Here is a 12940-nt window from a genome sequence, read left to right as displayed (position 1 = left end):
CCTTAAAGTTATTTTAGTACGGTACTTTTCTCGACTTGCCGTAATACTCAGATGAGTAAGAACATCTCACACATAGCTAGAAAAATCAAGAGATCCACTTGGATAACCGTGAATCCTACGAGTTAAAAAATGCGAATTCGACCCAACACCTTGAGCTTCACGCTTCTTTTGGGGGCACTCTCTGCCCTACCGCCCCTATCAATTGACATGGGACTACCAGCTTTTCCCACAATCAGCGCAGCTTTGAGGGCATCTTCTGGATCTGTTGGACTAATCCTAAGCTTATTTATGCTTGGATTTGCTGTTGCCCAGTTGATTTTCGGCCCGCTTTCGGATCGCTATGGACGCAGACCAATCTTGCTTATCGGCTGCGGACTTTTTACCCTAGCAGGTGCAAGCTGTGCTGCTGCACCATCCATCAATACTTTGATTGCTTGGCGTTTAGTTCAAGGTGCCGGCGCTGGTGCAGGTATGGTGATGACACTGGCGATTGTCCGCGATCTATTTGATGGTTCGGCAGCACGCGCCCAACTCTCCTATGTCAATCTGGTGATGGGCGTAGCACCGATAATTGCACCCACAATCGGTAGTTGGGTGCTGGCAATCGCTGGTTGGCGGACTATCTATGGGACACTGGCTGTAGGAGGGTTCTTACTCTTACTGTTTGTTGCCCTTGGACTAAGTGAGTCGCTAGCTAGCCATGATCTAGATGCGATTAAACCACGTCGGCTGATAAAAAATTATGGGCGCATTCTCAGCAATCGGATTTGTCTTGGCTACGCCCTTGTCAACGCACTAAGCTTTGGGTGCATGTTTACCTATGTTGCGGGATCGCCACTCGTGCTGCTTAATGTATTTAAAGTCCCGACTACAACCTACGGCTGGCTTTTTGCATCCACTGCTTTTGGCATCATGCTAGGCTCATTTCTGAATGGGCATCTGAGTATGCGTGGCGTATCTCCGTCAAGGTTGCTCACCTTTGGGCTGATGAGTGCCGTTGGCTCATCTGTTGCCCTTGCGATCCTGTCAGTAAGTGGTGCTGCACAAGTTACTACGCTAATGCCTCTTCTAATACTTAACACCTTCTGCCTGGGGATAATCTCCCCCAATGCAATCCAGGGTGCAATTCAGCCTTTGCCAGAGATAGCTGGAGTTGCAGCCGCCACGGTGGGATTTCTGCAAATGTTATGTGGGGCGTTGGCGAGTGGGCTAGTAGCTTTCTTCTATGATGGGCGCACAGCGATCGCCATGTCTAGTTTAATGGCAGTGTTTGCGATCGCCTCCTTCGCCGCTTATCTTGGACTTGCACGCCCTGCCGAGCGTCGCTTTGCTCGGACTCAAGCACTACACGAAACGAGAAATTAGGTATTTAACTAATGACTAATGACTAAAGGGAATTTGATTAACTTTAAGTGGCAGCAACTAATTCTGAGCTTAAGCTGTTTGCTACTGTTCATTGCCTGTAATAATTCTTATCCAAATCCAGGTGTTCAACCTCTCAAAGTGGTGATAGACCCCACCTTTATCCCCTTTGAAATCCAAACGGCTAGTAGTCACTTGGAAGGTTTTGATATTGATTTGATGAATGCCATCGCTAAGGTAGCAGGTTTTGCAGTTCAGTTTGAAAGTCTGCCCTTTGATGGCATGATCTCGACTTTGCAAGCTAAAAAAGTCGATGCAGCAATTAGTGGAATCACGATTACCGCCGAACGCCTGAAAACCATTGCTTTTTCACGACCTTATTTTAAAGCCGGACTAGCGATCGCTGTTCGCGAAGACAACCAAAATATTAAAGACTTTAATAGTCTCAAAGGTAAAAAAATTGCTGTACAAATTGGTTCAACTGGGGCGGATTTTGCCAAAACCATCCCCAACGCCAAAATTAGTACTTTTAATTCTGGGCCAGAATTTTTTCAAGACTTGCTCAATGGCAATGTTGATGCTGTGGTTAGCGATGCTTTCGCAACTTTGTATGCGATTAAAAATGGCAAACTCGAAGGCATCAGAGTTGTTGCCGATCTGCTCACCCAAGAATACTACGGGATTGCTACACCTAAAGACTCCCCCCATCTGGATGCAATTAACAAAGCTATAGCGACTTTGTTATCCAATGGCACTTACAAGCAAATTTATCAAAAATGGTTTAACACTGAACCTCCACAATTGCCAGACTCTTGGCATGGGGCATAGGACATAAGTCAATAATCAATAGTTCTTCTTTCCCTACTTTCTACTCCCCATTCACCCATTTATTAGGAATTGGCTGCCAATATATTAAATATTTATCTAATATGCGTCACAATTAATACTGCCACCAAAATTTATTGATAAACTACAATCTCTTGTAGGTCTACTGTGGTCAGGGATAGCCAATTGTGGCACCTTGGATCTTAGTGGCTAAAAGCACCTTGGAACGGGAATTAAGGAACTTCCACTATGCTGATTTGCCCTCAGTGTAAATTTGAAAACCCCAATAGCAACAAATTCTGTCAAAACTGTGGCACGTCCCTGACCCATAAGGTCTGTCCTGAATGCAGTACTGATGTACCTATAAATGCACTACGTTGCCATAACTGTGGCACGGAATGTGGAACAGTGTTTTGGGCAATTATTGCTAAGGAAACGAATGGGGAAGCTTTAGGAGTAGAGAAAAATCAGGGAGATCAGGGAGATGTGGGAGTAGAGAAAGATGAGGGAGCAATATACTCCTCATCTCCTCTACCCCCTAGTTTTCAGATTGCATTAGGCTCCTATTTAGACTCCCAAGAGCGCTATCAATTGTTATATATGCTGCCTGGAAAAACTGAAACTACCACTATTACTGATGTAGGTGTCAGAGTTCTAGACTGCCAGCCGTATCAAATATCACCTATTGAGGCAATACTAGCAAGTCAGCAATCAGATTTGCTAACGCCATCAGTGGAAACAAGTGGAATTCCTCGCCTTGCTAAACTTTATATTGCCTTACAATCCCAAAATCAGCGGGAGATACCGCAGATTCATGATGCATGGCAGCAGGGGGATATGCAGGTAGTAATAATTGAAGACCGCTCACATTGGCAGCCTTTACTCGACCGATGGCAAGAAGAAACAACGAGTTCGTTAAAAATTTTACACTGGTGTTATCAAATGACCCAACTTTGGGCAGTATTGGAACCAGTGAATTGTCGTCAAAGCCTTTTAGATTTGTCAAATTTGCGATTGGATGAAGACCAAACCCTGGCGCTACAAAGATTATATGTGGAATCATCAAGTTCTCAGCTTGCTATCGAGTCCCCAGAAGATGCCGAAGCCCAAACATTTGCCATTCCAGAGGAGCCGTTAACTATCCAAGCTTTGGGGCGGGTTTGGCAAGCGCTATTTAGGCAGTCTCAACGGACTCAATTTGGCTCTGTAGTCCAGATGTTGGGGGATTTAGATGTAGGTAAGATTCAGACGATCGCACAATTGCGATCGCGTTTAGAGGAAATCTCTGTTGAACTGGAAGCACTAGGAACCGCAACTTTGCCCCCAATAAAGGAGAAAAATACTGCTGTGCCCATTATTCCGCAATCAGATGAGCCAGAAGATATCATTAGCAAAACTGATGATATGCAAACTGTTGTGCTGCCAATGCAGTTAAGTAGCTTAGAAGATGCAGGACGCACAGATGTGGGGCGTCAACGTCATCATAATGAAGACTACTTTGGCATTGAAACCAAAATTCAGAAGCTGGAGTTGCCTAAAAATCGAGTTCTGGAAGGTCATGGTTTGTATATTCTCTGTGATGGTATGGGTGGACACGCTGGCGGCGAGATAGCCAGTGAGTTAGCAGTCAACACCCTACGGCAATACTTTCAAGAACACTGGATTCCTAACCAACTGCCAACAGAAGATAGCATTCGTGAGGCAGTGTTTTTAGCTAATGAGGCGATTTACAAGCTTAATCAACAAGATGCCCGTTCTGGAGTGGGGCGGATGGGTACAACTCTGGTAATGCTCTTAATTCAAGATACTGAAGCAGCAGTTGCTCATGTAGGAGATAGCCGCCTCTATCGCTTGACGCGCAAGCGGCGATTAGAACAAGTCACAGTAGATCACGAAGTTGGGCAACGGGAAATAACCCGGGGAGTGGAAGCAAGCATAGCTTACGCCCGCCCGGATGCCTACCAACTCACCCAAGCCTTGGGGCCTCGTGACGAAAACTCGATTAATCCTGATGTAGACTTTTTCGAGATCAATGAAGATACTCTTCTGGTGTTGGCATCGGACGGTCTATCAGATAATGATTTAATAGAAACCCATTGGCAGACTCACTTAGAACCCTTACTTAGTTCTGGCGTGAACTTAGAACAGGGTGTTACAGACTTAATTGATTTGGCGAATCAACAGAATGGTCATGACAACATTACTGCTATACTTATTCGGGCAAAAGTACGCCCAAATCTGGAAAGTTAAAAATAAATTGGAATGGGGCATGGGGAATGGGTAATAAGAAGAAAGAACAATCACAAATTCCCAATAGACATATCCGCTAATTCACCTCAAAGCCTTATAAATCAGGGGTTAAAACCTAATTTACGGATAAGACTAATGCCCAATGCCCAATGCTTGATCCATTTACCTTGTAGGTTGTATTGTGGTTAATCTGACTCTGTTAGAACCGCAACAGAAAACGCCCCTCCAGCAGTGGAGCTTTGAGAACTCCTCCATAATTCGGATTGGTCGAGCGGCAGATAATCACGTTGTTTTAACTGATAATTTAGTTTCCCGGCATCATCTAGAACTCAGACAAGTCGATTCTGCCGACAATGGCGGTGGTTGGCGGCTGGTTAGTCAGGGTACAAATGGGACTTTCCTCAACGGTGTTCTTGTAATTCAGAGTTCCTTACCAGATAATTCCCTTTTGCAACTGGCACAGGGAGGGCCAATACTGCAATTCCAAATTCAAGAGGTAACAGTACTGGAAACTGGTGTGCGATCGCAACAAATGCAAGCCATAGAAGAAAACGCCGTTGCAACAGTCTATTCAGCCCAAGCTAGAGCAAATTTATCCTCCACTTGCACGCACGAAGGCAATTCTCCGAACAATCTGTTTTGTATCCACTGCGGTCAACCTCTCTCAGTGCAACAGAAAATTCGTCATTATCAGGTGTTGCAAACTCTCGGACAAGGAGGTATGGGTACTACTTATCTCGCTTGGGATGCGGCTGGTCTTGCGGGTAGCCCCCAACTGCTGGTGTTGAAGCAAATGAATGCTGATATGGTGAAAATTGCCAAAGCTCAAGAATTATTTGAGCGGGAGGCGTACACTCTCAAATCCCTTAACCATCCTGGAATTCCCAAGTATTATGACTTCTTTGTAGAAGACGGAAAAAAATATTTGGCAATGGAACTAATCCACGGACAAGATTTAGAGAAACGTATTTTTACCACTGGGCCAGTTACGCCAAGCCAAGCGATCGCTTGGATGATCCAAACCTGCGATATCTTAGACTATCTTCATAGCCAAGACCCTCCACTGATTCACCGCGATATTAAACCTGCCAATCTGATGGTGCGAAGTTCTTTAAATCGCATAGTATTGCTGGATTTTGGCGCAGTTAAAGAAATTGGCACAGCGCCCGGTACTCGGATTGGTGCAGAAGGTTACTGCGCTCCTGAACAAGAACGAGGACAACCTTTGACTCAATCTGATTTGTATGCAATTGGGCCAACGCTGATTTTTCTGCTTACAAGCGAAAACCCATTCAAGTATTACCGCCAAAAGGGGCGAAACTTCAGGTTTGATGTAGCAAAGGTTCCCACCATTAGTTCCCAATTAAGAAATGTGATTGATCGCGTTACAGAACCATTGCCACGCGATCGCTATCAAACTGCAAAGGAGTTAGCTGCGGCTTTAGCTGCTTGCAAAGTTTAGGGAGTAGTGATTGGGGGAGTAGTGAATATTAAAAAACCCTATTCCCTATTCCCTACTCCTCATCCCAAGTTTCTACAGCTAGCAATTCACTAACTGGGTCTTGCATACTAAAGCCAAAGTCAAGCAGTTCCTGTTTCCAGTGCTGCCATTCATTACCGTAGAGCAAAGCGATTTTCCAGATGCTATCGCTTGGCTTGATAATGTTCGATTCTATGAGTGATTGCACGTTGCGCTGCAATTTCACCATTGGGTGAATCACTTGCTGAGTCATAACCTCGATTGAATTCTGATATTTGTTGGTAAATGCTTAATCAAAACTGCTTCCCATTCTGCAATTGTTGCCGGACCGTAGAGTGGTGTAATTTGGTAAAGCTAGTCTTAACTTTCTAACTATACCATAACAAACTCTACTAAGTTACTGGCAAATTCGGTTTTGTACGGTAATTACCACCACAAAACTCTAAATTCACCAAGCAGTCCTTAAACTTTTTGCAGAAACCAGGCAAAGTTTAAGGAACAAAGGGGTAAAGGATGTTTCTGTTTCCCCTTTTCCCTTTAAACTTTCCCCATCTTCTTTTTCCTCTTAACCTTTACCCTTTCTCCACTAGAGTGCAACAGTACCTTTTGTAAGAGATATATTGTGGACGCCGAGCATAATAATTAGTCCTTTAGAAAGTTGCACTAAGTAGTGTGACTGAGGACGAGTGGGAAAATTCTATTTGTTTGAATCACGAAAAATATGTTTGCTTGTTGAAGAACCCATAGGAAACGGGCTAGTTTGTAAAGTTTTTGATTGACAGGGAAATTTGCAATTGAGTAGAAATGTCTACTCTTTTTATCTATTTAAACGTTATCTACAATATCGCAAACATCTGGCATTAGGCAGAATCATCGCAAATCTTTATATAATTGTAATGTTTTGCCCAGTGAATAAGACCTGGGGGGTTGCTCTGTTTAGGCGCAGGAGAGGGTTTTGCTTTGATACAGGGCGATCGCATGGCAAAATTGTCGGTGCAGTATAAGCTCAACATAAAGTTGCCTCGTTTTCAGAGTCAGCATTTGAATTTTGTGTAAAAAATTTATAGCCAAGATGTTAGTTTCTGTTGAGCAGATGGGTATCCTCAGATCGGGAGGGTTGCTGACACCTAACTATTTACCGCAGCAATAATTGATACATGGCTGGTTCAGACGAAGAATACTTAATCACCCGCAAAAAGCAGATTGAGCGGCGACAAAAGATTGTAACGATAGTGTCGATGTTCTCGTTTTTTGGTTCTACGGTATTTGCAGTCATTCCAGTAATCCAACAAGCTAGCCAACCTAAGCCAGCAATTGCGTCTCCTTCTGCTGAGTCAGTATTACAGCAACAGGCGCGGGGTTACGATCTGATTTTACAACGCGAACCAGAAAACCAACTTGCTTTAGAGAAACTGTCTTTGGTGCGGTTGCAATTGAAGGATGCTAAAGGTGCGATCGAACTTTTAGAGAAGTTGGTGAAGTTGCACCCCGAACGGCAAGATTACAAAGTTGTATTAGAGGAAATTAGAAAACAAGAGGGAATGGCAAACAATAGACTAAATAACTAAAGATAAGAATACGAATATGAATAACAAAATTGACGATTCTGAACTTAATCGTTTGATTCCGCCGGAAATTAAAAACGATGATTTTTATGCAGCTATTCAAAAGATTGCTAAAGAAGAAGATATTAAAACAGTTCTAGAAATTGGTTCATCTTCAGGAGAAGGAAGTACCGAAGCCTTTGTAACAGGGCTTCGTGAAAACCCTAACAAGCCTACATTGTTTTGCATGGAAATTTCCAAAAAAAGATTTACAAAATTAAAAGAAAATTATAAAAGTGAAGATTTTGTAAAATGCTATAATATTTCTTCTGTTTCTGTACAAAAATTTCCTAATGAAAAAGAAATTATTGATTTTTATTATAGCAATCATACTAATCTAAATCTTTATCCTCTTGAGCGTGTGCTTGGTTGGCTGCGACAAGATATGGAGTATGTAAATAATTCTGGAGTATCTGATAACGGAATTCAAAAAGTTAAACATCAAAACAATATTGATTATTTTGATTTAGTGTTAATTGATGGCTCAGAATTCACAGGCAGTGCCGAATTAAGTGAGGTATATGGAGCAAAATATATTTGTTTAGATGATATCAATACATTTAAAAATTATCAAAATTTCAATCGCCTGGTGAGCGATCCTAATTACATCCTCATTATCTCAAACCAAAATATACGTAATGGCTATGCAATATTTAAAAAAAATACAGTGCAATCAGTCAGCTATCAAAATATCAAAGATGCCGTTGAGTCTATTGAAGGATTCATGGTTCCTGGGCAAGAAGAATACCTTTTTAATAAGGTGAAATCTCTTCCTGAAGATGCTGTTATAGTTGAAATTGGTTCTTTTAAAGGTCGTTCTACAGTTGCTATGGCATATGCTTGCACTGCAACCAAACGTAAAATTTATTCTATTGATACATGGGATGGTAATGATGCTGACTTTTCTGAGCGGCAATTCTTTGAAATTTGGCAGCAAAATATTCAATTAAACGGTGTTGAGCAATATGTAATACCACTACGTGGCTACTCTCACAATGTATTAAATAAGTGGCATGAATTGACAAGTGATAAAGCGATTGATTTTATTTTTATTGATGGTTCTCATCAGTATTTAGATGTTTTAAAAGATTTTGAACTATCGTTTTCATTAGTTAGAAATGGCGGATGGATAGCATTTCATGATGTTGTACATACCTGGCCAGGTCCAGAACGCGTATGGCATAACATTGCTAAACTACGTCTTGTCAACCATGAGTATTCTTCAACGCTAGCATGTGGTCAGAAAAGTTTGGCTGCTATCACCTTAACCTCAACGCCAGAATTACCAATTCACTTTTTTACTATTGTTCTCAATGGACAACCATTTATCCGTTACCACATTGAAGTTTTTAAACAACTTCCTTTTAAATGGCATTGGCACATTATTGAAGGTGTAGCAGACTTAAAACACGACAGTGCATGGAGTGTTCCTCTAGGTGGACGGATCAGTGATGAAATTCATCACAATGGACATAGCCATGACGGTACTACAGAGTATTTAAACGAATTAGCAGAACTTTATCCTGATAAAGTCACCATTTATCGGAAGCCAGAGGGTATTTTCTGGGACGGAAAACGTGAAATGGTGAACGCACCACTTGCCAATATTCCAGAAGAATGTTTGCTCTGGCAAGTAGATGTAGATGAATTATGGACATTAGAGCAAGTGTGTACTGGTAGACAAATATTCATCAATAATCCTGATAAAACGGCTGCTTTTTATTGGTGCTGGTATTTTGTTGGTGAAAAATTAATTATTACTACCCGTAATTGTTACGCGCAGAATCCTCAACAAGAGTGGCTACGAACTTGGAGATTTAAACCAGGAGCATTCTGGGCAGCACATGAGCCTCCTGTATTAGTAGAACCTTTAGTGGATGGACAATACAAAAATATAGCATCTATAAATCCTTTTGTGCATCAAGAGACTGAAAACTTTGGTTTAGTTTTCCAACATTTTGCCTATGTAACAGCAGAACAATTAAGATTTAAAGAACAATACTATGGTTATAACGATGCCGTTTCCCAATGGAAAGCTTTGCAGGAGACAAATAAATTTCCTGCACTGTTACGAGAATATTTACCTTGGGTTAAAGATGAAACCCAGGTAGATATTGCACATGACTGTGGAATAGTACCAATTGCACAAAAAGAATTTGACAGTAATAGTTGGCAGTTTTTACAACCAGATCAAGTTCAGCAACAAGTTGCACAGATAAAAAAAACAGCACCAATAATTCTGGTTGACGCCGTATTCTTCCAACTCTACCAAACTGGTATAGCTCGTGTCTGGAAATCTTTACTAGAAGAATGGGTAAGTAACGGGTTTTCTAAACATATTAGTGTGCTTGACCGTGGTGGAACTGCTCCCCAAATTCCTGGTATTAGATATCGTAGCGTCCCACGTTATGACTACAACAATACTGATGCTGACCGAGAAATGGTACAGCAAATTTGCGATGAAGAAGGCGCGGATTTGTTTATCTCTTCTTACTATACAACGCCGACTACAACGCCTTCTGTATTTATGGCGTATGACATGATTCCAGAAGTCATGGGATGGGATATAAATAATCCCATGTGGAGAGAAAAGCATCAGGGTATTCAACATGCATCAGCCTACATAGCTATTTCAGAATATACAGCACATGACCTGGTAAGCTGTTTTAGTGATATACCTGTAGATTCTGTGACCGTAGCTCATTGTGGAGTTAAAAGCACTTTTTCGCTAGCTAAACCTGAAGAGGTTAATGCTTTTAAATTTAAATACGGGATTACAAAACCATACTTCATTTTAGTTGGTGGTGGAAGTGGTTATAAGAATAGTATTTTATTTTTCCAAGCTTTTTCACAGCTTGCCAGTAGCTACGGATTTGATATTGTCTGTACAGGAAGTGGTGGTGTATTAGCACCTGAGTTCAGAGCTTATACATCAGGTAGTATTGTTCATATGCTGCAACTCAATGATGAAGAGTTAGTAACAGCTTACTCTGGTGCTGTGGCACTAGTTTATCCTTCTAAATATGAAGGTTTTGGAATGCCTATTATTGAAGCAATGGCTTGTGGTTGTCCTGTAATTACTTGTCTTAATGCCTCAATTCCAGAAGTTGCCGGGGAAGCAGTAATATACGTAAGTGATGATGATGCTGATGAACTAGCAAATGCGCTTTGTGAGATGCAAAAGCCTGGTATTCGCAACTCATTAATAACTGCGGGTTTAGCACAAGCGAAAAAGTTTCCCTGGGCAAAAATGGCGCAGACTGTAAGTGCTGCCTTGATTGATGTTACTCTCCTATCTTTAAACCTCAAGGAGATTAATTTAATTATTTTCCCAGATTGGTCGCAACCAGAAGAGTTAATTGGTTTAGAATTACAAAGAGTGATGAAGGCGGTAGCAACTCATAATGATAGTCAAAAAACTACCCTACTTATTAACACGAATAATATAGCTTTTGAGGATGCTGAACTGTTTTTATCTAGCGTGGTTATGAATCTTTTGGTGGAAGAAGATTTAGATATTACTGAAGGTTTAGAAATTTCTCTAGTGGCAAACTTGGCTGATATTCAATGGGAAGCTTTACTATCTCGCATCCAGGCAAGAATTATTTTGGAATATGAAGATACAAACGCGGTGAGTCAAGTAAAAGCAGAAATTATCACATCTTACGATATAGAAGTTTTTAGCGAAGTACAAGCAGAACAGTTTTTTTTTGCTTGAGCAATAAATTATTCTGTGAGGGCAGATGGACAGAAGCGATCGCACAATATCAAAAACTCCTAAAAATCCAATCGGGTGATGCAGATATTTATTGGAACTTAAGCCATTGCTATAGACAGTCAAATCTGCTAAATGAATATTTTAGTACTCTTCAGCAAGGAATTAAACTTTACCCTAAAGATGAAAGACTACATTTTTCATTAATCATCGATTTACGGCAGAATGGACGTATTAAAGAAGCAATTTTATGTGCCGATAATGCTGCAAAATACTTCCCTGATAATTATACTTTTCAACTCCTCAAATATTTGACAGTTCCATCAATATATGATAACAAAGCGGAAATTAACTTTTTTCGCCAGCGCTACACTCAAGGGCTGCAAAATTTAATTCAGCATACATCTCTTAAAACTACAGAAGAACAAAATAGTGCCTTAGCAGGTATAGGTCGCCTCACAAACTTTTTTATATCATATCAAGCACAAAATGATATAGATTTGCAACGCCAATATGGAAACTTACTGCATGAAATTATGGCTGTTAACTATCCACAATGGTGTGTACCTCTATCAATGCCTAAACTTCAGCCTAATAACAAAATTCGTATTGGTTATGTTTCTTATTACTTGCATTCTTATAGTGGAACGCTTTGGTTAACAGGTTGGTTGCGTTACTGCGATCGCTCAAGCTTTGAAATATTTTGTTACTACATAGGAAATGAGCCAGATCCAATTACCCAACAGTTTCAAGAGTACAGTGATGTTTTTCACCATATTCCTGATAATTTCTCAGCAGCCTGTGAACAGATAATTGCTGATAAGCTGCACATTTTAGTTTTTCCTGAAATTGGGATGAATCCGCAAACTATGCAAATGGCAGGTCTGCGGCTTGCGCCTGTACAATGTGTCGCTTGGGGACATCCGGTGACAACTGGCTTACCCACAATTGATTACTTTTTATCTAGCAAGTTAATGGAACCAGAAAATGCCCAAGAGCATTATTCAGAAAAATTAATTCGCTTACCAAATATTGGCGTTTCTTACCCTAAACCATATATTCCGCCAGTCATCAAAACCCGCTCAGATTTTGGGTTAACAGATGATGCAGTCATATATTTATCCTGCCAAGCTCCTTTTAAATATTTACCGCAATATGATTTTATTTTTCCAGAAATTGCTCATCGCGCTCCGCAAGCTAAATTTGTGTTTCTGCGTGGTGGTTTACTTCAGCCGCGTCTCAAACGTGCTTTTGCTGCTATCGGCTTGAACAGCGAGGATTATTGTGTATTTCTGAGTATTCCAGAGCGACTGGACTATCTAATGATTAACTTACTTTCAGACGTTTATCTAGATACATTCACCTGGTCTGGTGGTAATACTACCTTAGAAGCGATCGCTTGTAATCTCCCCATTGTTACCTGTCCGGGAGAATTTATGCGGGGTCGTCACTCTGACAGCTTTCTAAAAATGTTAGGAGTGACAGATACCATTGCTAAAAATGAAGCAGAATACATCGAAATTGCTGTCAAATTAGGACTAGACCCAGCTTGGCGAGGCACTATTGCAGAAAGAATGAGCCAAAATCATGATCGTCTCTTTGATGATAAAGCTTGTGTTGTAGGTTTAGAAGCCTTCTATAAACAAGTTTGTAGTAAACACTTTAGTGCTTAAATTTGTAATTACAGGAGAAGAGGACTAAAGT

Annotated in this window: 8 protein-coding genes; 7 read left to right on the top strand and 1 reads right to left on the bottom strand. The window is 40.9% G+C overall.

Features of this window, described 5'->3' with window-relative positions:
- Positions 1-129: 129 nt before the first annotated feature.
- The 4 genes from V7K35_RS11895 (at position 130) to V7K35_RS11880 (ending at position 5899) form a co-directional block, all read left to right on the top strand.
- On the top strand, positions 130-1365 hold the full coding sequence (locus tag V7K35_RS11895; protein WP_335079145.1) for a multidrug effflux MFS transporter: 1236 nt from the start codon (positions 130-132) through the stop codon (positions 1363-1365).
- A gap of 18 nt (positions 1366-1383) precedes the next feature.
- Positions 1384-2190, top strand: a complete 807-nt coding sequence (locus V7K35_RS11890) for a basic amino acid ABC transporter substrate-binding protein (RefSeq protein WP_335079143.1) — start codon at positions 1384-1386, stop codon at positions 2188-2190.
- 246 nt (positions 2191-2436) lie between these two features.
- The gene (locus V7K35_RS11885; protein ID WP_335079141.1) at positions 2437-4437 is read left to right on the top strand and encodes a serine/threonine phosphatase; all 2001 of its coding nucleotides are present in this window, start codon (positions 2437-2439) and stop codon (positions 4435-4437) included.
- A 181-nt stretch (positions 4438-4618) separates the two neighbouring features.
- Positions 4619-5899, top strand: coding sequence for a protein kinase domain-containing protein (locus tag V7K35_RS11880; RefSeq protein WP_335079139.1), 1281 nt, complete (start codon positions 4619-4621; stop codon positions 5897-5899).
- A gap of 52 nt (positions 5900-5951) precedes the next feature.
- On the opposite strand, the gene V7K35_RS11875 is transcribed toward V7K35_RS11880, so the two are convergent.
- Complete coding sequence (locus V7K35_RS11875; RefSeq protein ID WP_012407469.1) at positions 5952-6170, bottom strand: DUF4327 family protein; 219 nt, start codon at positions 6168-6170, stop codon at positions 5952-5954.
- Positions 6171-7074: 904 nt separating this feature from the next.
- Between V7K35_RS11875 and V7K35_RS11870 the strand changes: the two genes are divergently transcribed.
- Genes V7K35_RS11870 through V7K35_RS11860 form a run of 3 tightly spaced genes read left to right on the top strand, consistent with a single transcriptional unit; the run spans position 7075 to position 12909 of the window.
- Positions 7075-7485, top strand: coding sequence for a tetratricopeptide repeat protein (locus V7K35_RS11870; RefSeq protein WP_335079137.1), 411 nt, complete (start codon positions 7075-7077; stop codon positions 7483-7485).
- A gap of 16 nt (positions 7486-7501) precedes the next feature.
- Positions 7502-11239 (top strand): class I SAM-dependent methyltransferase, encoded by a 3738-nt coding sequence (locus V7K35_RS11865; RefSeq protein WP_335079135.1) that lies wholly within the window; start codon positions 7502-7504, stop codon positions 11237-11239.
- Positions 11236-12909: an O-linked N-acetylglucosamine transferase, SPINDLY family protein gene (locus V7K35_RS11860; RefSeq protein ID WP_335079133.1), complete on the top strand. Its 1674-nt coding sequence runs from the start codon at positions 11236-11238 to the stop codon at positions 12907-12909. Before V7K35_RS11865 ends, V7K35_RS11860 begins: the two co-directional genes overlap by 4 nt.
- Positions 12910-12940 lie beyond the last annotated feature (31 nt).

This window comes from Nostoc sp. (genome assembly GCF_036917275.1).
Taxonomy (GTDB): domain Bacteria; phylum Cyanobacteriota; class Cyanobacteriia; order Cyanobacteriales; family Nostocaceae; genus Nostoc.
Note: the sequence above shows the minus strand (reverse complement) of the source record. Positions and strands in the feature narration are given on the sequence as shown.

Coding starts and splice junctions, on each gene's coding strand:
- V7K35_RS11890 (WP_335079143.1), top strand. CDS start 1,384: ATGACTAAAGGGAATTTGATTAACTTTAAGTGGCAGCAACTAATTCTG.
- V7K35_RS11865 (WP_335079135.1), top strand. CDS start 7,502: ATGAATAACAAAATTGACGATTCTGAACTTAATCGTTTGATTCCGCCG.
- V7K35_RS11895 (WP_335079145.1), top strand. CDS start 130: ATGCGAATTCGACCCAACACCTTGAGCTTCACGCTTCTTTTGGGGGCA.
- V7K35_RS11870 (WP_335079137.1), top strand. CDS start 7,075: ATGGCTGGTTCAGACGAAGAATACTTAATCACCCGCAAAAAGCAGATT.
- V7K35_RS11875 (WP_012407469.1), bottom strand. CDS start 6,170: ATGACTCAGCAAGTGATTCACCCAATGGTGAAATTGCAGCGCAACGTG.
- V7K35_RS11885 (WP_335079141.1), top strand. CDS start 2,437: ATGCTGATTTGCCCTCAGTGTAAATTTGAAAACCCCAATAGCAACAAA.